Origin of the sequence: uncultured Polaribacter sp., from assembly GCF_947497695.1 — a bacterium.
GTDB lineage: Bacteria > Bacteroidota > Bacteroidia > Flavobacteriales > Flavobacteriaceae > Polaribacter.
On record NZ_CANMHM010000001.1, the window covers coordinates 283,255 to 306,506 of the forward strand.

20 protein-coding genes and 1 pseudogene are annotated in these 23,252 nt (G+C 29.6%); 12 read left to right on the forward strand and 9 right to left on the reverse strand.

Annotation, left to right across the window (positions count from 1 at the left end; genetic code table 11):
* Positions 1 to 112: 112 nt before the first annotated feature.
* From Q0731_RS01245 to nirB, 5 genes are all read right to left on the reverse strand, one after another.
* On the reverse strand, positions 113 to 772 hold the full coding sequence (locus Q0731_RS01245) for a response regulator transcription factor (protein WP_299058891.1): 660 nt from the start codon (positions 770 to 772) through the stop codon (positions 113 to 115).
* A gap of 240 nt (positions 773 to 1,012) precedes the next feature.
* Complete coding sequence (locus Q0731_RS01250; protein ID WP_299058893.1) at positions 1,013 to 2,824, reverse strand: type IV pili methyl-accepting chemotaxis transducer N-terminal domain-containing protein; 1,812 nt, start codon at positions 2,822 to 2,824, stop codon at positions 1,013 to 1,015.
* 56 nt (positions 2,825 to 2,880) lie between these two features.
* Complete coding sequence (locus Q0731_RS01255) at positions 2,881 to 3,465, reverse strand: DUF4202 domain-containing protein (RefSeq protein ID WP_299058895.1); 585 nt, start codon at positions 3,463 to 3,465, stop codon at positions 2,881 to 2,883.
* An 18-nt stretch (positions 3,466 to 3,483) separates the two neighbouring features.
* A complete protein-coding gene (nirD, locus tag Q0731_RS01260) occupies positions 3,484 to 3,861 on the reverse strand; it encodes a nitrite reductase small subunit NirD (protein ID WP_299058897.1) in 378 nt (125 codons plus the stop codon).
* A gap of 157 nt (positions 3,862 to 4,018) precedes the next feature.
* Positions 4,019 to 6,532, reverse strand: coding sequence for a nitrite reductase large subunit NirB (nirB, locus tag Q0731_RS01265; protein WP_299058899.1), 2,514 nt, complete (start codon positions 6,530 to 6,532; stop codon positions 4,019 to 4,021).
* Between the two features lie 223 nt (positions 6,533 to 6,755).
* Between nirB and Q0731_RS01270 the strand changes: the two genes are divergently transcribed.
* The 9 genes and pseudogenes from Q0731_RS01270 (at position 6,756) to sufD (ending at position 14,842) form a co-directional block, all read left to right on the forward strand.
* Positions 6,756 to 7,337, forward strand: a complete 582-nt coding sequence (locus Q0731_RS01270) for a HupE/UreJ family protein (protein ID WP_299058901.1) — start codon at positions 6,756 to 6,758, stop codon at positions 7,335 to 7,337.
* Between the two features lie 250 nt (positions 7,338 to 7,587).
* Positions 7,588 to 8,013, forward strand: a complete 426-nt coding sequence (locus tag Q0731_RS01275) for a dCMP deaminase family protein (RefSeq protein WP_299058903.1) — start codon at positions 7,588 to 7,590, stop codon at positions 8,011 to 8,013.
* Complete coding sequence (locus Q0731_RS01280; RefSeq protein ID WP_299058905.1) at positions 8,006 to 9,577, forward strand: S41 family peptidase; 1,572 nt, start codon at positions 8,006 to 8,008, stop codon at positions 9,575 to 9,577. The genes Q0731_RS01275 and Q0731_RS01280 overlap by 8 nt, the downstream gene beginning before the upstream one ends.
* 361 nt (positions 9,578 to 9,938) lie before the next feature.
* The gene (locus tag Q0731_RS01285) at positions 9,939 to 10,268 is read left to right on the forward strand and encodes an iron-sulfur cluster assembly accessory protein (protein ID WP_299058907.1); all 330 of its coding nucleotides are present in this window, start codon (positions 9,939 to 9,941) and stop codon (positions 10,266 to 10,268) included.
* A 105-nt stretch (positions 10,269 to 10,373) separates the two neighbouring features.
* Positions 10,374 to 10,694: pseudogene (locus Q0731_RS01290) on the forward strand (four helix bundle protein); the annotation flags it as partial.
* Positions 10,695 to 10,742: 48 nt separating this feature from the next.
* On the forward strand, positions 10,743 to 12,188 hold the full coding sequence (sufB, locus tag Q0731_RS01295; RefSeq protein ID WP_299058909.1) for a Fe-S cluster assembly protein SufB: 1,446 nt from the start codon (positions 10,743 to 10,745) through the stop codon (positions 12,186 to 12,188).
* Positions 12,189 to 12,304: 116 nt separating this feature from the next.
* Complete coding sequence (gene sufC / locus Q0731_RS01300; RefSeq protein ID WP_299058911.1) at positions 12,305 to 13,054, forward strand: Fe-S cluster assembly ATPase SufC; 750 nt, start codon at positions 12,305 to 12,307, stop codon at positions 13,052 to 13,054.
* Between the two features lie 38 nt (positions 13,055 to 13,092).
* Positions 13,093 to 13,482, forward strand: a complete 390-nt coding sequence (locus Q0731_RS01305) for a four helix bundle protein (RefSeq protein WP_299058912.1) — start codon at positions 13,093 to 13,095, stop codon at positions 13,480 to 13,482.
* A 46-nt stretch (positions 13,483 to 13,528) separates the two neighbouring features.
* Positions 13,529 to 14,842 carry a Fe-S cluster assembly protein SufD gene (sufD, locus tag Q0731_RS01310; protein WP_299058914.1) on the forward strand — a complete coding sequence of 438 codons (1,314 nt, stop codon included), beginning with the start codon at positions 13,529 to 13,531 and terminating at the stop codon, positions 14,840 to 14,842.
* A 58-nt stretch (positions 14,843 to 14,900) separates the two neighbouring features.
* Here sufD and Q0731_RS01315 read toward each other — a convergent pair whose 3' ends face one another.
* A complete protein-coding gene (locus Q0731_RS01315) occupies positions 14,901 to 15,350 on the reverse strand; it encodes a nucleoside deaminase (protein WP_299058916.1) in 450 nt (149 codons plus the stop codon).
* 108 nt (positions 15,351 to 15,458) lie between these two features.
* Between Q0731_RS01315 and dxs the strand changes: the two genes are divergently transcribed.
* Entirely contained in the window at positions 15,459 to 17,225 is a 1,767-nt protein-coding gene (gene dxs / locus Q0731_RS01320) for a 1-deoxy-D-xylulose-5-phosphate synthase (protein ID WP_299058917.1), read from the forward strand.
* Positions 17,226 to 17,563: 338 nt separating this feature from the next.
* Here the strand turns inward: dxs and glmS are convergent, their stop codons facing one another.
* The 3 genes from glmS to Q0731_RS01335 are packed head-to-tail and all read right to left on the reverse strand — an operon-like array spanning position 17,564 to position 21,928.
* Complete coding sequence (gene glmS, locus Q0731_RS01325; RefSeq protein ID WP_299058919.1) at positions 17,564 to 19,420, reverse strand: glutamine--fructose-6-phosphate transaminase (isomerizing); 1,857 nt, start codon at positions 19,418 to 19,420, stop codon at positions 17,564 to 17,566.
* Between the two features lie 14 nt (positions 19,421 to 19,434).
* The gene (locus tag Q0731_RS01330; RefSeq protein WP_299058921.1) at positions 19,435 to 21,108 is read right to left on the reverse strand and encodes a DUF4270 family protein; all 1,674 of its coding nucleotides are present in this window, start codon (positions 21,106 to 21,108) and stop codon (positions 19,435 to 19,437) included.
* A 10-nt stretch (positions 21,109 to 21,118) separates the two neighbouring features.
* The gene (locus Q0731_RS01335) at positions 21,119 to 21,928 is read right to left on the reverse strand and encodes a glycogen/starch synthase (RefSeq protein ID WP_299058923.1); all 810 of its coding nucleotides are present in this window, start codon (positions 21,926 to 21,928) and stop codon (positions 21,119 to 21,121) included.
* A gap of 96 nt (positions 21,929 to 22,024) precedes the next feature.
* Between Q0731_RS01335 and panC the strand changes: the two genes are divergently transcribed.
* The gene (gene panC / locus Q0731_RS01340) at positions 22,025 to 22,873 is read left to right on the forward strand and encodes a pantoate--beta-alanine ligase (protein ID WP_299058925.1); all 849 of its coding nucleotides are present in this window, start codon (positions 22,025 to 22,027) and stop codon (positions 22,871 to 22,873) included.
* Between the two features lie 27 nt (positions 22,874 to 22,900).
* Positions 22,901 to 23,251, forward strand: coding sequence for an aspartate 1-decarboxylase (panD, locus tag Q0731_RS01345; protein ID WP_299058927.1), 351 nt, complete (start codon positions 22,901 to 22,903; stop codon positions 23,249 to 23,251).
* Position 23,252: the final 1 nt, after the last annotated feature.

The window sequence follows — 23,252 nt, forward strand, 5'->3', positions numbered from 1 at the left end:
CTTATTTTTTTATAAGATTTAGGTATTTGATAATTCCTAAATGATAATTTAAAGAATCCTTAAAAATCTGGTTAAAATATCGATAGAAAGAAAATGAGAAATAATTAAAAACTTAGATCAATTTATATTCTTTAGCTCTGCTAGTCAATTCTTGAAGATTTTTAGCTTCTAACTTTTTCATTAAGTTAAAACGATGCACTTCAGCAGTACGTTTGCTAATAGATAATTCATCAGCAATATCTTTGTTATTTTTTAATTCTAAAACTAAAGTAAGTATTTGTCTTTCTCTTTTTGTTAATTTAAAAGGGAGTTCTTTTAAAGTTTGTTTTGGAGCATCTATATTTATTGTAGTTCCACTCACAAAATTATTCATAATAATGGTTGATACATCGCCTGTAAAATATTTACCTCCAGTAGCAACCTTATTTACTGCTTTTAAAAATTCTTCTTTACTTGCTCCTTTTAATAAATACCCATCAGCTCCTGCTTGTATAGCTTTTACTACATACTCTTCAGAATCATGCATAGAAAGCACTAAAGTTTTTACATCAATTTTATTTTTTTTTATTTCTGCAACTGCCTCAATTCCATTCATTTCTGGCATACGAATATCAATAATTAAAACATGAGGTTTACTTTTTGATATTACCTCTAAAGCTTCTTTTCCATTAGAAGCTTCATCAATCACAGTAATTCCTGTTTGATCTTCTAAAAGTGCTTTTATACCATTTCTTACCAAAACATGGTCGTCTGCTAAAACTATATTTATCATAATAAAAAACTAAAATTATACATACAAAAATAAGGAATTTAAGTAGAACTACGTATTTATTGGGTAGTCTTTGTTACTTCGACCTTTTGGGAGAAATCTCATAATAAAAACACTCTTACTTTAGCACTGTTATGAGACTTCTCCTAACGTCGAAGCGACAAACGTTGTGGGTCAAAAAAAGCAATACAACTAAAACAGGAGCGTTTCTTCCATTAGAGAAGATTAAGATGGTTTTTTTTTCTAAATAGGAATATTCAAAGTAACTCTTGTTCCTTTACCTAATTGAGAGTTTAAGAATAAACGACCTTCAATATATGTAATACGTTCTTTCATAAACGTCATTCCCATTCCTCCATCTCCATTTTTAACTTTTTTAACTTTTGATGGTTCAAAACCGTTTCCATCATCATCAATGTTAATGCTTAACATAGTTGCACTGTGAGAAAGTGAGACTAAAATATGTGAAGAATCTGCATATTTAATAGCGTTGTTAATAGCTTCTTGTACAATTCTATAAATATTAATTTCTACCAAAGAATCTAAACGATTATTAAAATCCGTTTTATTAAAAAATATAATTTCTTTACCAGTTAGCTTACCCAACTCTCTTGTTAATTTGTTAATTGCAGGTACAATTCCATGATCTGATAATTCTGGGGGCGTTAAATTAAAAGTAGCGGTTCTTACCCCTTTTATAATACTGGTTGTTAGCTCTTTTAAATGCTCAATTTTAAAGCTTGTTTTCTCAATATCATCAACATTAATACTTTCTAAATTGTATTTTAAACCAGTAAGCATTTGCCCAATACCATCATGCACATCTTTCGCTATTCTGTTTTGCTCTTTTTCTTGGTTTTCAATAATTTTACTTGATATTATTTTTTGCTGACTCATTTTCTCTTCAAAACTTTCTTTTGTGAGTCTTTCAATTTCTAATTGTCCTGCTTTTCTATCTGTAATTTCAGAGGCAATAATTAATAATTCAAACTTTTCTTCTGTAGGTCTAAATGGAACTATAGACATTTCTAACCAAATTGTTTGCCCCCCTTTTATGGTTGTTTTCACTTCTCCTTGCCAACCTGTTTTTTTATTTTGATTGATTAAATCTTCAATCAACAATTGCTCATTTTCATTGGTAGACAAAACATTCCAAAAGAAATTTTCTTTCTTAAATTTAGAATACCTAAATAAGCGTGAAAATTTTTTACCAATATGAATTAAATTTCCGTTAGAAGAAATTCTTGCAAACAATAACGTTTCATCCATTGCCTGACTTAATGCTCGTAATTCTCTAATTGATTTTTCTTTAGAAACACTTAATTCATCTGCATCAAAAGCCATCATTTTCGCTTTTTTTTCTGCGGATAATAATTGCGTTAATGTTGCCTTTACAGATTTTGCTGTTGGCCAAAAGATAAATAAAAACTCGCCTAAAAGAATTAACAAAGTTAAAATCATTAAAAATAATTCTAACTTTCTTAACCATGCTACTTTTTCATCTGCTTCAATATTGTATTGATTTACAATATCATCCATTAGTAATAAAAAAGAACCTTCATTATTGGTTACTTCTTTTATATAAAGAGTTAAATCATCAATAGCAATTAAAGGATTCTTTTCTAATTTTTGAAGTATTACTGTTGATGCTTTTTCAATGGTATTAAAAACAGGATTAATAGTAACAAACTTACTTTTTATTAAAGCACTATTTTGCTTAGGAAGCCCTAAACTATCATTTCCTTTTTGAAGAGATTTATGGGATATCCTCCACAAATGGAGTGTTTTTTGAATGTTTTTTTTAAGTTGATTTCTTTGTTTTTCATCAACAGAAACAGAAAGAGAAACTATTTCTTTGGTTAATTTCTGACTCAACATTCGCTGTCTACCAGCAACATTTATTACAGTAGAATCACTTTGTTGTTTTTTTAAGTGATTACGAACTAAAACCTGACTAATAATTACAGAAAATGCAATGGTACTTAGAGCAATAATATATAAACGACTTAATTTATTAAACGTTCTTTGGTCTAATGAATTGCCGATTTTTGTCATTGTAAAATAATGGGTTATTCGTTTTTTAAGTCTTTAAAATGGGTTTTAACTATTTATCAAGAAATTGCTTGTTTTACCAATGCCATACCTTTTTCTGAAAATGAAATTTTTAAGGCAGCTTCATGTCCTTTATCAGACATTTTTACCCAAGTTTTTTTAAGAATATCAATAATTTTTTCATCAGTATGTTTTGCAGCAAATTCATCATAATAATAATCTAAAAATACCAAACAAATAATATCTTCTAATGCTTGGGATTCTTCATTTTTTTTGATGAGTCTTTTTAAGATAATCTTTTGAACACGATTTATAAATTGAGCATCAAAACCAACTTGTTCTAAAATTTCTCCAGTAATATTGGCGTGCATTTTCTTTAACTCTTCTCGCCATTTTAAATACCCAACTCTATCCATTGGATATTCTTTTCTGCCAATTTTCCAACGGCAAATATGATGTGCTCTTACCGCAATTTGAAGTGCTTTTGATGCGTTTGGATCAAATTGCAATAATTTTCTTGACATTCTTTGAGAGTACAACAACTCTTTAGAATAGGCTATACCAGCAACTTGATAAGTATTAGGATCTTCAGCATTTTTTATATCAATAAGTGCAATAGCAGTTTCAAATCTTGTTGGCTTCATTTAAAATAATTTGTGTAGTTATTCTGAGAAGCCAATATACACATTTTCTGCTTCTATTTTAACAGGATAGGTAGCAATAGCATCTAAATCTCCATTTAAATTCTCACCCGTTTCTAAAGAAAATGTTTTTTTATGAAGCGGACAAGCCACTTTAGGAACTCCTTTATCGTCTCCTAACATTCCTCTAGACAATACCATTTCCATTTTATGAGGACAAACATTTTGACAAGCAAACCATTGTTTTGTTCTACTAAAATTAAAAACAGCAATTTGTTTTCCTTTATATTTTATACATCCACCACCGTTTTCAAAAAAATCTGACACAGCACCTGCTTTAAACCAAACATTTACATCGTTTATTGCAGTTGTTTTATATTGAGAAAGTATTGTATTCATATATTTATTTTATTTTTTTACTAAACATTAAAAAAAAAGACACAGATTTCTTGAGTTTTACAAAATTTAAAAAACAACTTTAGTTCAATCTAACTACTTATAAAATGGGCTAACCCATTTTTTTGTAACAACTTTTAAAATCCATGTCTTAGTACTATTAATTTTTCCAATGTTCTGGCATTTTTTGATCGCGTAGAGGCACAAATACTAAATTATCATCTCTGTCATCTGAATTTACAAAATGCTGAAAACGTTTTTTTGTTTCTTCGTTTTCTATGGCTTGTTTCCACTCACATTCATAAGCGTCTACTAAAAATTGCATTTCCTTTTCTAAATCTTCAACAATAGAAAGGCTATCATCAATTACTACTTTTTTTAATTGTTCAATACCTCCTTCTAATTTATCTAACCAAGCAGCAGTTCTCATTAAAGGAGCAGCAGTTTGTATGTAGTACATTAAATAACGATCTAAGTATTTAATAACAGTTTCATTATCTATTTGTTCTGCTAATAATTGAGCGTGTCTTGGGGTTGCTCCACCATTTCCACCAACATATAAATTCCAACCACCTTCTACAGCAATTATACCAAAATCTTTACCTCTTGCCTCTGCGCATTCTCTAATACAACCAGAAACGCCTCCTTTAATTTTATGCGGAGAACGCAATCCTTTATACCTATTTTCTAATTCGATGGCAAAAGAAACACTTTCATCTAAACCATATCTACACCAAGTAGAACCTACACAACTTTTTACAGTTCTTAATGATTTTCCATACGCATGACCGCTTTCAAAACCATTATCTATTAATTCTTTCCAAATTGCTGGCAAATCATTTAACTGAGCCCCAAAAAAATCAATACGAGCACCACCAGTAATTTTTGTATATAAGTTATATTTAGCACCAATTTTACCCAAAACAATTAAACCTTCTGGTGTAATTTCTCCACCAGCAATTCTTGGCACTACAGAATAGGTTCCGTTTCGCTGAATGTTGGCTAAAAATTTATCGTTAGTATCTTGTGTAACATCTTCTTTATTTGGTGTTACATTGTATAGACTCGCAAAAATGGAAGAAACTAAGGGTTTACAAGTTTCACAACCATGACCAGATCCACAAGAATCTAACACTTCATTATAAGAAGTTAGTTTTTTGGCTTTTATAATTCCGTATAATTCTTGTCTGCTATAATCAAAATGCTCACAAATAACATTTTTAACTGTTTTACCTAAAGATTTTAAGGTTTCGTTTACCAAATCTGTAACCATTGGCTTACAACCACCACAACTTGTACTTGCTTTTGTTAATGAAATAACACCTGCTAAATCCTCACAAGAACCATCTTTTATTGCACCACAAATTTGACCTTTACTTACATTTTCACAAGAACAAATTTGAGCTTCATCTGGTAAATCTAAGGCACTACCAAAAGCACCACCTTCTGTTGCTGGTAATATTAATTGTGCTGCATCTTCTGGAATTGGCATTCCGTTTAAAAATACTTGGTGCAACATATTATAGTCAGATGCATCACCTACTAAGATTCCTCCTAACAAAGATTTACCATCCAAACTAACATTAATTCTTTTATATAAATGTTGTGTTTTATTTTCAAAAATAACAGAATGTCCTTTAGATGCTGGCATAAAAGGCTCTCCAAAACTTGCTACATCTACCCCAATTAATTTTAATTTGGTAGACATATCAATCTCTGCAGGCATTAATTTTTCTGTATTACCTATAATTTGATTTACTGCAACATCTGCCATATCATAACCTGGAGCCACCAAACCATAAATCATTTGGTTGTACAAAGCAACTTCTCCAATAGCAAAAATAGTTGGATCTGATGTTTGCATTTTGTTGTTCACAACAATTCCTCCTCTAACACCCATTTCTAAACCAGAAACTTTACCCAATTCATCTCTTGGTCTAATACCAGCAGAAACTACTAACATTTCTACATCTAAAATATCATCTTCACCAAACTCCATTCCTATGATAGAATCATCACCTAAAATTTGATTGGTTGCTTTATTTAAGTGAATATTTAACCCAATAGATTCTAATTTTAACTGTAAAACACTACTACTTCTAGAGTCTAATTGTCTTGGCATTAATTTAGAAGCAAACTCAACAATATGAGGCTCTAATCCCATGTCCATAACTGCTTTACCAGCTTCTAAACCCAATAAACCCCCACCTAAAACTGCTGCTCTTGCATTTGGGTTTTTTGCTTTTAATTTAGCAGCATAACTTAACATACCTTCTAAATCTTCTATAGTTCTATATACAAAAACACCTTCTTTTTCTACCCCTTTAATTGGTGGTACAAAAGCAGATGAACCAGTAGCTAAAACTAAGTAATCGTAAGAAAACTCTCTATCTTTTGCTGTTGTAATTACTTTAGATTTTCTATTAATTTCAGAAACTCTTTCATCAACAATTAAATCGATATTGTTTTCTTTGTACCATTCTGCAGGAGCCATTTCTAAAGCTTTTGCATCTTGATTTTCAAAAAATTCGCTTAAATGAACTCGGTCATAAGCAGGTCTGGGCTCTTCACCAAAAACAACGATTTTAAAATCTTTACTTTTTGATTGGACTACAAATTTTTCGCAAAACTTGTAACCTACCATTCCATTACCAACTACAATAATTGTTTTCATAACTACGTATTTAAAATACAAAACTAAGTATATTTACTTAATTATAAGTAATTCTACAAAGAGTATTTACGTATTCATTTAATTATTATTGATTTTTAAGAAGGAATCCTCATAAATTTGATATTATTTAAAATATAGCAATCAGAATTATTAATAGTGTATTTAAATTTTAATTCGATTGCCATTTTTAATATCTTTGAAAATCACTTAATTATTTTTTTTAATGGACGATTTTTTACTTTATTTTGAAATGGGTCTTGATCATGTGCTAGATTTTACAGCCTATGATCATATTTTATTTTTGATTGTTTTGACTGTTGTTTTTAGCTTTAATCAATTTAAAAAAGTGTTTTGGTTGGTTACTTTATTTACAATTGGGCATTGTGCAACCTTGGCTCTTTCTGCTTATGGGGTTCTTAAAGTAAATATGAAATTGATAGAGTTTTTAATTCCTGTTACTATTTTTATCACTGGTTTTATGAACGTTTTAACTGCTAAAAGTTCTGCTTCAGGAAAACAAAATATCAACTTAATTTTCGCCGTATTTTTTGGCTTTATTCATGGTTTAGGTTTTTCTAATTATTTTAAAATGATGATTGGCAAAGAAGAAGACAAACTTTTACCTTTGTTAGAATTTGCTTTGGGTATTGAAGCTGCTCAAATTATTATTGTGTTAGGTATTTTAATAATTGGTACTATTTTACAAAACTTTTTTAGAGTTACCAGAAGAGATTGGGTTTTAGTTTACTCATCTATAGTGATTGGTTTTGCCATACAAATGATGTTGGATAGAGTTTTTTGGTAGAAAAAATATATCTATTTTTATCTTTTATACAATGGGTTTAAACCCCTTGTATTTGTAAACATCTCATTTATTTAAACAAGCTGCGTTAGGGATTGAATCTTTCGACTAAGCTCAAGACAGGCTAATTGTTTGAGGTCTCACGCTTTTTAGCATGAAGCGAGTAGTGAAAGCCCGACCTTTAGGAAACGCCCAAAAAAAATTATCTAATTATTAACGTCTTATTTCTTCAAATCTCTCTAATTTTGCAATAATGACAGAAATAAAGCAATTAAAATACGATAAAGCTTATTTAAAAATGGCTTTTGAATGGGGAAAACTATCACATTGTAAACGCAAACAAGTGGGTGCACTAATTGTTAAAGGCAGAATGATTATTTCTGATGGTTTTAACGGAACACCCACAGGTTTTGATAATTGTTGTGAGGATGAAAATGGAGCTACAAAATGGGAAGTTTTACACGCAGAAGCCAATGCCATTTTAAAGGTTGCGTCTTCTACCCAATCTGCAAAAGGAGCCACCTTATACATTACACTTTCTCCATGTACACAATGTAGTAAATTAATTCATCAAGCAGGTATAAAACGTGTTGTTTTTGCCAATTCTTATAAAGACTTATCTGGCATCGATTTTTTAGAAAAAGCAGGTGTAGAAATTATGCATTTACCTTATGAATAAGAATAACAATCTTCCCATTTATTTTTCTATTGCTGTTGTTATTGGTGTTATTATTGGTGCTTCATTAAACGGAAGTCCAACAAATATAATATCATTAAGTAAAAATGCATCGCAAGAAAAAAAGATAAAAAAACTAATTAATTTTATTGAAAAAGACTACGTAGATACTGTAAATACAGATAACTTATTAGATGGTGCTATAACACAAATGTTAGGTAAATTAGATCCACATTCTGTATATATTCCCAGAGAAAACTTGCAAGCTGTAAAAGAAAATATGCAAGGTAATTTTGTGGGAATTGGTGTACAATTTAGAATGATCAATGATTCTATTACAGTGATTCAACCTATAAAAGGTGGGCCAAGTATTAAAGCTGGCATAAAAGCTGGAGACCGTATTTTAATGGCAAATAAAGACACGTTGTTTGGCAAAAAAATAGTTAGTGATAATGTTCCTAATTACTTAAAAGGAGAACCAAACACTAAAGTTGCTCTTCAAATTTATAGAAAAAGTACAGATTCACTTTTTACAATTGATATTACTCGTGGAAAAGTAAATATTAAAAGTGTTGATTTGGCATATATGATTAACGACTCTGTAGGTTATATTAAATTAGATCGTTTTGCTAGAAACACTTTTAGCGAATTTAAAACTTCTTTAAACACTTTGGTTGATAATGGAATGACCGATTTAGTGTTAGATTTACGTGGAAATGGTGGTGGTTTTATAGACATTGCAAACAGTATTATTGATGAGTTTTTAGAAGAAGACAAACTGATTGTTTTTACTAAAAATAATAAGAATAAAATTGAAGAATCTTTTGCAACTTCTGATGGAGATTTTGAAAAAGGTGGCTTGTATGTTTTAATTGATGAAAACTCTGCATCTGCATCTGAAATTGTTGCAGGAGCTTTGCAAGATAATGATAAAGGAACCATTATTGGACGACGTTCTTTTGGGAAAGGTTTGGTGCAAATAGAAATGGATTTAGGGGATGGCTCTGCAGTACGTTTAACAACAGCTCGTTATTACACTCCAACTGGTCGATCTATCCAAAAACCTTATAATAGTAATGGAAACAAAGAGTATTACACAGATTATCAAAATAGAATTTCTAGTGGAGAATTATTAAATAGAGATAGTATAAAAGTTGTAGATTCTTTAAAATTTACAACTCCTAAAGGAAAAATAGTTTATGGTGGTGGAGGTATAATTCCTGATATTTTTGTTGCAATAGATACAACTTATTACATATCTAATTTCTATTTTAATGCTGTACAAGATTTTGCGTTTAACTATGTTGATAATAATAGAAAATCTTTACAAAAATGGACTATAAATACTTTTGTTGATGCGTTTGATGCTGATGAAAAAATATTAGATACATTTTTATTTGATATAAAAGATGCTCCCAAACCTAAAGCTAAAACAAAACTGAGTGTTAAAAAATATTTAAAAGCATCGATTGCAAATACACTTTTTGGTGATGTTGGATTTTATAGAATTATGCATCAAGATGATAAAATGTTGCAGAAGGTTTTAGAATTAGAAAGTGAAAATTAATATTCAATTTTAACATACTGTTTGTCATCCTGAAAGGATTTTTCATAATAATTAGTAACCTGAAAAAAATCTTTTAGAATGAGAAATTGAATAATTTTTGTCTTTTCGAATTTTTGGGAGAAAACGCATAAAGTTGCTCGGTTTTGTGTTATCAATGTTATATGATTTCTCACACTGTTTGAAATGACAACTTTTTTAGTTTATATGATCCTTTTTTTTATCATTTCATCAAAAAATCACACTTAAAAACCACAATAAATAAAACCAATTCTTTTATTAAGTTTGATAATGAAAGTTTGCTGTTTTTATTCGACTTATATTGTATATTTGTATTCAATTTAGATTTAATCTATTTAAAATTATGATAAAGGTTTCAGACACAGCAAAGAAAAAAGTCATAGAACTAATGACTGATGATGGCTTTAACGCAAGTACAGATTTTGTAAGAGTTGGTGTAAAAAGTGGTGGTTGTTCAGGGTTGTCTTATGATTTAACTTTTGACAATAAAAAAAGTGACGACGATAAAATTTTTGAACAAAATGATGTTAAATTAATCGTTGATAAAAAGAGTTTTTTATATTTAGTAGGAACTACTTTAGAATATTCTGGAGGTTTAAACGGAAAAGGTTTTGTTTTTAACAACCCAAATGCAAATAGAACTTGTGGTTGTGGGGAGAGTTTTAGTTTATAAAGTAGAAAGTAAAAAAGTTTTTAAAGTTGATTGAAAACAAAAATTAAAAAATAAATGGCAAAATTTAGTTCTTTTGAAGAAATTATTTCTTAGCAAAAAGCAAGAGAATTAAACGTAGACATTTATAAAGTAACTAATTCTAACAATCTTTTTAATAAAGATTTTGGATTAAAAGATCAAATAAGAAGAGCGTCTGTTTCTATATCTTCAAATATTGCTGAAGGTTTTGAAAGACAGACTTCAAAAGAATTTATAAGGTTTTTATACATAGCTAAAGCATCTGCTGGCGAAGTTCGTTCACAGTTATATTTAGCTTTTGACATAAAATATATTAGTAAAAATGAATTTGATGAGTTAAAGTTAAAAGTAAACGAAGTTTCTAAATTGATAAGTGGTTTATTAAAATACCTACAGTCAATTTTATAACATCCTAAACTTTACAAACTTTCAACTTTTAAACATTACAAACTAAAAATGAAGTATACTGAAGAACAACTAGAAGAAGAATTAAAAACTCAAGAATACAAATATGGGTTTTATACAGATATAGAAAGCGATACTTTCCCTGTAGGTTTAAATGAAGAGGTTGTAAGAGCAATCTCTAAAAAGAAAAACGAACCAGAATGGATGACTGAATGGCGTTTAGAGGCTTTTAGAGTTTGGGAACAAATGGAAGAACCAGAATGGGCAAATGTGCATTATGAAAAACCAAAGTTTCAGGATATTGCTTATTATTCTGCTCCTAAAAAGAAGCCTAAATTGAATTCTTTGGATGAAGTAGATCCAGAATTATTAGACACGTTTAAACGTTTAGGAATATCTTTGGACGAACAAAAAAAGCTAGCTAATGTTGCTGTAGATATTGTAATGGATTCTGTTTCTGTAGCTACTACTTTTAAGAAAACATTGGGCGAAAAAGGAATTATTTTTATGCCAATTTCAGAAGCAATTCAAGAACATCCAGAATTGGTTAAAAAATATTTAGGAACTGTTGTGCCAACAAAAGATAACTTTTATGCAGCACTAAATTCTGCCGTTTTTTCTGATGGATCTTTCTGTTACATTCCTAAAGGTGTAAAATGCCCGATGGAATTATCAACATACTTTAGAATTAATGAAGGTGGAACAGGACAGTTTGAAAGAACATTAGTTGTTGCAGACAAGGGTAGTTATGTATCATATTTAGAAGGTTGTACAGCACCAAGTAGAGATGAAAATCAATTACATGCAGCTGTTGTAGAATTAATTGCAATGGACGATGCAGAAATAAAATATTCTACCGTACAAAACTGGTATCCTGGAAATAAACAAGGAAAAGGTGGAGTTTATAATTTTGTAACCAAAAGAGGTTTGTGTGAAAAAAACGCAAAAATTTCTTGGACACAAGTAGAAACTGGTTCTGCTGTAACATGGAAATATCCATCTTGTGTTTTAAAGGGTGATAATTCTGTTGGAGAATTTTATTCAATTGCTGTTACAAACAATTTCCAGCAAGCTGATACTGGAACAAAAATGATTCACTTAGGTAAAAATACCAAGTCTACCATTATTTCCAAAGGAATATCCGCAGGAAAATCTCAAAACTCATATAGAGGATTGGTTCAGATAAATGCAAGAGCAGAAAATGCCCGTAATTTTTCTCAATGTGATTCTTTATTAATGGGTAATGAATGTGGAGCACACACGTTTCCTTATATAGAAGCTAAAAATAAATCGGCCCAAATAGAACACGAAGCAACTACAAGTAAAATTGGTGAGGAACAATTATTTTACTGTAACCAACGTGGTATTGATACTGAAAAAGCAATTGCATTAATTGTAAACGGATTTAGTAAAGAGGTATTAAATAAATTGCCAATGGAATTTGCAGTGGAAGCTCAAAAATTATTAGAGATTTCTTTGGAAGGTTCTGTAGGATAAAATTCTATGAATTTTATCTGTTTAATTGTTTATTCGTTGAATCGCTTAAATAGTTAAATTAAAATTTAGAAATACAATTACACAAATAAACATTTACACGATTACACAAAATTATCATGTTAAAAATAGAAAATTTACAAGCAGAAATTGATGGAAAATCAATTTTAAAAGGATTAAATATAGCAGTAAATGCAGGTGAAGTACATGCAATTATGGGACCTAATGGTGCAGGGAAAAGTACTTTAGCAAACATCATTGCAGGAAAAGAGGATTATGAAGTTACTGCTGGATCTATTGAATTAAATGGAGAAGATATTAGCGAATTAGCTCCTGAAGAAAGAGCACACAATGGGGTGTTTTTATCGTTTCAATATCCTGTAGAAATTCCTGGAGTTTCTGTCACTAACTTTATTAAAACAGCCATTAACGAAACGCGTAAAGCCAAAGGTTTAGAAGACATGCCTGCAAAAGACATGTTAAAAATGATTCGTGAAAAATCTGAATTGCTAGAAATAGACCGTAAATTCTTATCAAGATCTTTAAACGAAGGTTTTTCTGGTGGAGAAAAAAAGCGTAACGAAATTTTTCAAATGGCTATGTTAGAACCAAAATTAGCCATTTTGGATGAAACAGATTCTGGTTTAGATATTGATGCACTTCGTATTGTTGCAAATGGCGTAAATAAACTAAAATCTAAAGACAATGCTGTTATTGTAATTACACACTATCAACGTTTATTAGATTATATAGTGCCAGATTTTGTACACGTTTTACACGATGGTAAAATAGTAAAAAGTGGAGATGCTTCTTTAGCTTTAGAATTAGAAGCAAAAGGATATGATTGGATTAAACAAGAGTTGGTTTAAAAATATTTTAAGTTTCTATTGTTTAAAAGTTTCAAGTTTTGGCAACTATAAGAAAATTCGAAGATTTAAAAATATGGCAATTGGCCAGAAAATTATCTCAACAAATTATTCTTATTTCTAAAACTACAGATTTAAAAAATGATTATCGTTTTAAAGATCAAATAAAAGCATCTTCTGGTTCTATAATGGATAACATTGCAGAAGGTTTTGAAAGAGATGGGAACTTAGAATTTAGACAATTTTTATCAATAGCAAAAGGTTCTGCAGGAGAAACACGCTCTCAATCTTACAGACTTTTTGATTCAGAATATATTTCTGAAGAACAATTAAAAAGTTTAATTATTGAGTGTGAAAGTTTAAGTAAAAGAATAGCGAATTTTATCGGCTATTTAAATAAAAAAGATTTTAAAGGAAATAAATTTAAGTAAGCAATAACTTGAAACAAAAAAACTTTAAACCTGAAACTTATAAAAAATGGAATTAAAAGACAAATTATTATCATCATACATTGCTTTTGAAGACAAATTAGATACAAATTCTGATGTGCATGAAGTACGCTCTAAAGCACTACAAAATTTTGAAAATTTAGGTTTTCCAACCAAAAAGTTAGAAGCTTGGAAATACACTTCTTTAAACTCTGTTTTAAAGCAAGATTATAGTTTATTTCCAGATAAAATTGAAGCGATTGAATTATCGGACGTAAAAAAATACTTTATCCATGAAATAGATTCTTATAAAGTTATTTTTATCAATGGTAAATACAGCTCTTTTTTATCACAAACTACGCATGAAAATTATGATGTTTGTTTAATGTCTTCTGCCTTAAACAGTCTTAAATACAAGCCAGTTATTGATAAATACTTCAATAAAATTGCAAAGCAAGACAATTTAACATCGTTAAATACCGCATTTGCAACAGAAGGTGCATATATAAATATTCCAAAAAATACTGAGGTTAAAAAACCAATTCAAATTATTAACTTTACTACAGGTGCACAATCTGCAACAATGGTTCAGCCAAGAAATTTAGTTGTTGTTGGAGAGAATTCTCATGTTCAAATTATAGAACGTCATCAAAGTTTAACAAGTAACGCAGTATTAACAAATGCTGTTACAGAAGTGTATGCTGATACCTCATCAACTGTAGATATTTATAAAATTCAGGATGATGAAATTACAGCTTCTTTAGTTGATAACTCTTATATAGAACAACAGTCTAAAAGTGTTGTTTCTGTGCATACTTTTTCTTTTGGAGGAAATATTACCAGAAACAATTTAAACTTTTATCAAAAGGGAGAATACATTGATTCTATCTTAAAAGGAATTACCATTAGTAAAGGAAAACAACATATAGATCATCATACTTTAGTGCATCATATTGAACCAAATTGCGAATCTCATCAAGATTACAAGGGTATTTATGATGAAAGATCAACATCTGTTTTTAATGGAAAAGTGATTGTAAATAAAGAAGCTCAGAAAACAAATGCATACCAACAAAACAACAATGTTTTATTAAGTGATAAAGCAACGATTAATGCAAAACCGCAATTAGAAATTTTTGCAGATGATGTAAAATGTTCTCATGGTTGTACTATTGGTCAGTTAGATGATGATGCATTATTCTACATGCAACAACGTGGTATTCCAGAAAAAGAAGGGAAAGGTTTACTAATGTTTGCATTTGCAAATACCGTTTTAGAAAGCGTTAGAATACCAGAGGTTAAACAACGAATTACCAATTTAATTGCTAATAAATTAGGGGTTAATATTGGGTTTGACCTTTAAGTTTTGCTCTTTTTTATAAAATTTAAACCACGCTTTGGCGTGGTTTTTTATTGAAATATCAATTCAAATTTCGTTTCTCAATAAAGAAACGTCTTAATAATTGAGAACATTCATTTTCTAAAATTCCTGCAACTGCTTTTGTTTTTGGATGCAAAGTAGTTTTTAAGTTGATAAAACCTCTTTCTGGTTCAGATGCTCCATACACAATTTTACCAATTTGTGCCCAATAACTTGCACCAGCACACATTTGGCAAGGTTCTAAAGTTACATACAACCTACAATCTTTTAAATATTTACCTCCTAAAAAATCAGCAGCAGCAGTAAAAGCTTGCATTTCTGCATGGGCAGTTACATCATTTAAAGTTTCTGTTAAATTGTGTGCTCTAGCAATAATTTGATCCTTAAAAACAATGACTGCTCCCACAGGAACTTCTCCTTTATCAAAAGCAGTTTCTGCTTCTTGATAGGCTTTTTTCATAAAATAAGTATCATCAAAAGGTTGAATCATCTAATTAAATATTTTTAGTAAATTTAAGTAATTTTTTTACGATAGATTTGCAATTCTTAACAGTCCATTTTACAGACACAAAAATTGATGTTGTATTTTTACACTTGAATGAAAAATTTATTAGAAAACATATCAAACCCAACCGATTTAAGAAAATTAAATCCTGAACAATTACCTCAACTCGCAAATGAATTGAGAGCATTTATTATTGATATTGTTGCCACAAAAGAAGGGCATTTAGGGGCAAGTTTAGGGGTTGTAGAATTAACAATTGCACTTCATTATTTATTTGATACTCCTAATGATTTATTAGTTTGGGATGTTGGTCATCAAGCTTATGGGCATAAAATTTTAACGGGCAGAAAAGATGTTTTTCATACCAATAGGCAATTTGGAGGGATTGCTGGTTTTCCATCCAGAAAAGAAAGTAAATTTGATGCTTTTGGTGTTGGGCATTCTTCAACTTCTATTTCTGCTGCACTAGGAATGGCAATTGCATCAAACTTAAAGGGAGCAACAGAAAAACAACATATTGCTGTTATTGGTGATGCTTCTATTGCAAGTGGAATGGCGTTTGAAGCCTTGAATCACGCAGGCGTTTCTAAAGCCAATTTACTCATTATTTTAAATGACAATGCTATTGGTATTGATCCTGCAGTTGGTGCTTTAAAAGAGTATCTAACAAAGGTTAAAACTGATAAAAAGTTAGCAGCACAAAATAATATCATAAAAGCTTTAAATTTTGATTATTCTGGTCCAATTGATGGACATGATTTACCTAAAATTTTATCAGAATTAAAAAGATTAAAATCTGTAAAAGGTCCTAAATTTTTACATATAATCACTAAAAAAGGGAAAGGTTTACAGCAAGCTGAAGATGACCAGGTAACCTATCATGCCCCAGGTAAATTTGATAAAATTTCTGGCGAAAGAATAAAAACAGAAAAAAATGAATACACCAAATATCAAGATGTTTTTGGTGAAACAATTGTAGAATTAGCAACTAAAAATGATAAAATTATTGCAATTACTCCTGCAATGTTAACAGGTAGTTCTTTAAAATTGATGCTGCAAAAATACCCAAAAAGAACTTTTGATGTAGGTATAGCAGAACAGCATGCAGTAACTTTAGCTGCAGGAATAGCAACCCAAGGTTTAGTACCATTTTGTAATATTTATTCTACCTTTTTACAACGTGCTTACGATCAAATAATTCATGATGTTGCTTTGCAAAATTTACCTGTCATTTTTTGTTTAGATAGAGCTGGTCTAGTAGGAGAAGATGGAGCTACACATCATGGTGTTTTCGATTTGGCTTATTTACGTTGTATTCCTAATTTAATTGTTTTTGCTCCAAGAAACGAAATTGAATTGCGAAACATTTTATACACTGCTCAACTAGGGTTAAAAAATCCAATTGCAATAAGATATCCAAGAGGAACAGGTGTTATAATTGATTGGAAAAAACCTTTTGAGAAAATTGAAATTGGAAACGGAGTTCAATTAAAAAAAGGAAATAAAATAGCCATTTTATCTATTGGCACTATAGCTAAAAATGTTTCTGAAGCATTAGAATTAGTTAATGATAATTCTGATTTTTCTCATTATGATATGCGTTTTATAAAACCTTTAGATGAAAAATTATTACATACAATTTTCTCAACATATAAAAGTATTATTACCATTGAAGATGGCACTGTAAAAGGTGGTTTTGGAAGTGCTATTTTAGAATTTTCTGCAGAAAATGAGTATCAAAATAAGGTAAAAGTATTAGGAATTTCTGATGAATTTATTGAACATGGTCGTGTTTTTAAATTACAACAAAAACTTGGCTTAGACGCTAATAATTTAGCGAATCTCTTTAAAAAATTTTAAAGAAATACTTTTTTATATTACATTCATAAAATATCTATAAGAAAAAACGAACAACTAAATTAAAATTTTAACTAATCGTTTTTTTGTAACTTGTCAACGTTAATCAATAACCCAAAAATGAAACCGTGTCCTAAATGCAATTCCTGGTCTAAACTTAGAAGGAAAAGAAGTGCATTTGTTAGATTGATTCCTGGTACAAAATCATATTACTGTGCTAATTGTAATACACATTACACTTGGTTTCCCATAATAAACCGTACTTTAAATCTTTAAAAAAAGCCTCACAAAAAATATTTGTGAGGCTTTTTAATAAATGTGGAATCATTAAAACTTATTAATTACTCTACAGTAACCGATTTTGCTAAATTTCTTGGCTGATCTACATTTTTATCCAACATTACAGCAATATAATATGATAATAATTGAAAAGGAATTGTAGTTAACAGAGGAGTTAAAGCTTCTTCTGTTTCAGGAATTTCAATTACATGATCTGCAATTTCTCTCACTTGAGTATCTCCTTCTGTAACAATCGCAATTATTTTACCAGATCTTGATTTTATTTCTTGAATATTACTAACTACCTTTTCATAATGTCCTTTACTGGTTGCAATTACAAAAATTGGCATATTTTCATCAATCAAAGCAATGGGTCCATGTTTCATTTCTGCAGCAGGGTAACCTTCTGCATGAATATAAGATATTTCTTTTAATTTTAAAGCACCTTCTAAAGCAACAGGGAAATTAAAACCTCTTCCTAAATACAAGCAATTTGTTGCATCTTTATAAACAGCAGCAATTTCTTTTACTTTTTCATCAATTTGTAAAAGTTTTTCAACCTTACTAGGTATCAATTCCATTTTTTGTAAGTACATCCTAAAAGCAGAATCAGATAATGTTCCTTTAGATTTTGCTAACTTTAAAGAGATTAGTGTAAGTACCGTAATTTGAGTTGTAAAAGCTTTTGTAGAGGCAACACCAATTTCTGGACCTGCATGTGTATATGCACCTGCATGTGTTTCTCTAGCAATAGAAGAACCTACAACATTACAAATACCAAAAACAAAAGCTCCTTTAGACTTAGCTAATTTAATGGCTGCTAAAGTATCTGCTGTTTCACCAGATTGTGAAATTGCAATCACAACATCTTTTGGCGTAATTATGGGATTTCTATATCTAAATTCTGATGCATACTCAACTTCAACAGGAATTCGAGCCATGTCTTCAATCAAATACTCACCCACTAAACCAGCATGCCAAGATGTACCACAAGCAATAATAATTATTCTATCGGCATTTAAAAATTTATTGATATTATCATCAATCCCAGACATTTTAATAAGACCTTCATTAGGTAACATTCTACCTCTGTAAGTATCTATGATTGCCTTAGGTTGCTCATGAATCTCCTTTAACATAAAATGATCATAGCCTCCTTTTTCTATTTGATCTAAACTCAGTTTTAATTTCTGAATATTAGTATCAACCTTAGAGTCATCTTTAATCTTATGAACTTTAATAGATTTTCCTATTTTAATAATGGCTAATTCTTCATCTTCTAAATAAATGGCATCTTTTGTATATTCAATAAATGGAGAAGCATCTGAAGCTATAAAAAATTCTTCACTATCTTTTCCTACACCAATAGCAATAGGGCTTCCTAAACGTGCAACTACCAACTCATTTGGTTTTGTTTTATCAAAAACAGCAATGGCATAAGCACCTATTACATTATTTAAAGCAAGTTGAACTGCTTGTCCAAGTTTACAATTTTCCTGCTTTTTAACCTCTTCTATTAAATTAACAAGTACCTCAGTATCAGTATCACTCTTAAAAGAATAGCCTCTAGAAATTAATTCTTTTCTTAAGGTATCATAATTTTCTATAATTCCGTTATGAACAATTACTAAATCTCCAGATTGAGAAACATGAGGATGAGAATTTACATCATTAGGCACTCCATGAGTTGCCCAACGTGTATGTCCGATTCCTATATTTCCTTTTTTTCTTCCTTCTTCATTATTTGTAATAATTTCTAAATCAGAAACCTTGCCTTTAGTTTTAGATAATTGGACTTCTTTTCCATCATACATCATGATCCCAGCACTATCATAACCACGATATTCTAATCTTTTTAACCCATTAATAACAATAGGATAGGCTTCTCTAAAACCTATATAACCAGTGATTCCACACATAACAATTATCTTATTTAATTCTTTTTCTTAGAAAATGATATTTTTAATTGAGTTTTTTCACTACCATTTTGGTTGAATAAAACAACAGATCTTGGATTCCAATTATATTGGAATACATTCTCATTTAATGATCCTGTAATTAAAGGATTATCAGTAGGATTATACACTTTTAATGTTAATGATGAAAAGTCTTCAGAAGATCCATCCATTAAATCAGAAATATAATCTGTAATTTTAAAAGTATAACTCTGTGGCACATTAGACTCACTAGACATTAAATTTCCGTTAAAAAAACTTGCTTCTTCATAAGAATCAGTCAAATGTGTTGGTGTTATACCTCCATTTTCATTTTCTTTATTTTGATAAACATATAGTCTTTGGGGTACTATATCTGAATTGGTGCTTAATGCATCATTTACACCAAAAGTTAAATCTGCATCATTTATCAAAAATCCAAATTCATTATTATCTACATCTCTAATGGATGCTAACTCTTTTAAATCTAAATAATTATTATTGTCTACATCTTTATCAGCATAATTTAGAAGAAGATTTGCTTCTTCTAAATTTGATAAATTGACTCCTAATATTTTAATTTCAGCAGAAATACCAGCAGTACCTTGAATTACAAAACTATTATCTGGAATAGAAGAATTTATAGGTTCTGTTTTATAAATACTGTTTTGAATACCTCCTAAAGGAAAAGAATATACATCTTTTATCACTTCGTTATCTTGTGCCTCTTTTACAACTGTTTTAGAGTATAAGAAATCTATAGTTAAATTTGTATTTGGAGTTAAATTTAAAGGCACTAAAGCTCCATTATCTCCTTCTGCCTCAACTATGATACCTTTAAAGTGTTTTTGAAATTCATCTAAAGAAGAAAATTCTAGATCATTAAACTTATCCCAAAATATTTCTTTCATGGTGGTTAAATTTAGTGGAATTGCTATAAAGGGAACTGATACTGTATCTATTGCTATTGATTGTATGCTATCAGTAACCATATCTGTAGTATTATTTACATCTTTTGTTCTATCTAATCTTTGAAAACGAAAAGTTCTATCTGTAGCTTTTGGAGTAAAAGAAAAGCCATTAGTTTCAGTCAATAATTCTGTTTCTTTATAATCAAAATTAGAAGTAAAAGAATTTAATTTTGAAGGATCTGAAGGATTTAATCTATTTAAAAATGTTGGGTTTCTATACACTTTAAGTTTTGTTGGAACAGAAGTATCTCCTAAAATCGAATCTAACTTGTAAGTGGTTACTCCTTCAGTATTTACTCCTAAAGAAACTGCTGTGTAAGGGATTTTTAAAACAACTTTATCTAGGTTGTAAATTGTATCTGTAACACTAGGTTCAGCAGAATTTCTTAAACTCGAAGGAAGCCCTAATTGAGAAACAAAACCAGCAGTTATTTTTTTAGCATTTGTTTTGTTATAAACTCCCAACCAATATTCTACAGCTAATGATATTGAATTTATAGGCAACCCAATATTATCTGCAGCAATACTCTCAATATCAACAGGTTTTATTTCGAAATCTAAAACTGCTTGTCCTGTTGTAAACTTTGTATTACTTATAACTCCAGAATTAATATCTGTAAAATCTTTTTCGCAAGAAATAACAACTAGAAATACAAATATTAAAGCAGCAACGAATGCACTTTTTCCAAAAAAATTTTTCACTCTATCACAATTATTTTTCTGATATTAAATCAGTATAAAAATTTAAATAACTTTCTTTTAAGTCTTCTGATTGATACGCTAAAACAGGTATTTCTTTTTCATCTAAAAAAGAAGACAATTCTTCTGAAATTGTTTCACTACCATGTATAATTGCATCTGAATTATCAATAGCACTTTTTAAAATGTTTGTAAAACTAGGTGTTTTTAATATAGCAGTTTTAGCATCACTTATTTTATCAAACTTTACTTTATTTTCTAAACCTTCGTCTAAAGTTCCTTCAAAAGGATTATTGTATAATGAAGTAACAATTTTACTTTCTGTAAACAATGGTTCTTCTTTGTAAAATTCTTTTAAATAAAGTGGTAAAAGAGAGGCCATCCAACCATGAACATGAATAATGTCTGGTGCCCAATTTAATTTTTTTACAGTTTCTACAACTCCTTTTGCAAAGAAAATTGCACGTTCATCATTGTCTTCAAACAAATCACCATCTTCATCGCTAGAAACAGCTTTCCTTTTAAAATACTCTTCGTTATCTATAAAATAAACTTGCATTCTTTCTTTAGGAATAGAAGCTACTTTTATAATTAAAGGCATATCCATATCATTAACTACTAGGTTCATACCAGATAAGCGAATTACTTCGTGTAACTGATGTCTACGTTCGTTAATTACACCAAATCTTGGCATAAAAATTCTTGTTTGCACCCCTTTAGAGTGAGCATTTTTCGCAACATTAAATGCAGTTGATGATAATTCTGTTTCTGGTAAATAAGGAACTACTTCCGATGAAACAAATAATATTCTCTTGTCCTTCATGAATCAAACTCTTTTATAAGATTTGCGAAAATACAAATTTTTATGCTAATATCGTGTTAAAATGGTAAGTTTGCACACTTTAGTAATATTTTTAGCATGAAAATAATTAGTAGTAAAAAAGACTTAAAAACCTGTATTTTAGAACATAAGGCAAACAAAAAAAGCATTGGTTTTGTACCAACAATGGGTGCTTTACATCAAGGGCATTTGTCTTTAATTGAAAAAGCAATCAAAAAAAATGATATTGTTGTAGTCAGTATTTTTGTAAATCCTACGCAATTTGATAATCATGATGATTTAATAAAATACCCTAAAACACTAGAAAACGACACAAAATTATTAACTTCTGTTTCTTGTGATATATTATTTACTCCTTCTATTAAAGAAATTTATGAAGAAAACGTTGCATCACAAAAATTTAATTTTGATGGTTTAGAACATCAAATGGAAGGTAAATTTAGAAACGGACATTTTAATGGCGTTGGCACTATTGTAAAAACACTTTTTGAAATTATAAAACCCAACAAAGCGTATTTTGGCCAAAAAGATTTTCAACAACTACAAATCATAAAAAAGCTAGTAAAAAAATACCATTTAAATGTAAAAATTAAAGGTTGTGCTATTTTTAGAGAAAAAGATGGTTTAGCAATGAGTTCTAGAAATAGTAGGCTAACTGAAACCCATAGAAATGCTGCTCCTTTTATTTATAAAACACTTAAAAAAGCACGTAAAAAATTTGGCACAGAAAATGCTACTAGTTTAATAGAATGGGTAGAAAATCAATTTAAAAAACATCCTTTGTTTGAATTAGAATATTTTACAATTGCTGATGAAAAAACATTAGAAACCATAAAAAACAAAGAACCCAATAAAAAATACCGTGCTTTTATTGCAGTATTTGCAGGAGAAATTAGATTAATAGATAATATTCGACTAAAAAATTAGTAATTAAAAAAAACCTATTTTTGCCACATGTTAGTACAAGTTGTAAAATCAAAAATCCACCGAGTAAAAGTTACAGGTGCAGATTTAAATTATATAGGCAGCATTACCATAGATGAAGATTTAATGGATGCAGCCAACATTATAGAAGGAGAACGTGTTCAAATTGTAAACAACAATAATGGTGAGCGTTTAGAAACCTATGCAATTCCTGGACCTCGTGGAAGTGGAGAAATCACTTTAAACGGAGCAGCTGCCAGAAAAGTAGCTGTAAATGATGTTTTAATTTTAATTGTTTATGGTTTTTTAGAATTAGAAGAGGCTAAAAAGTTTAAACCTTCTTTAGTTTTTCCAAACGAAAAAGATAACACACTTACCTAAG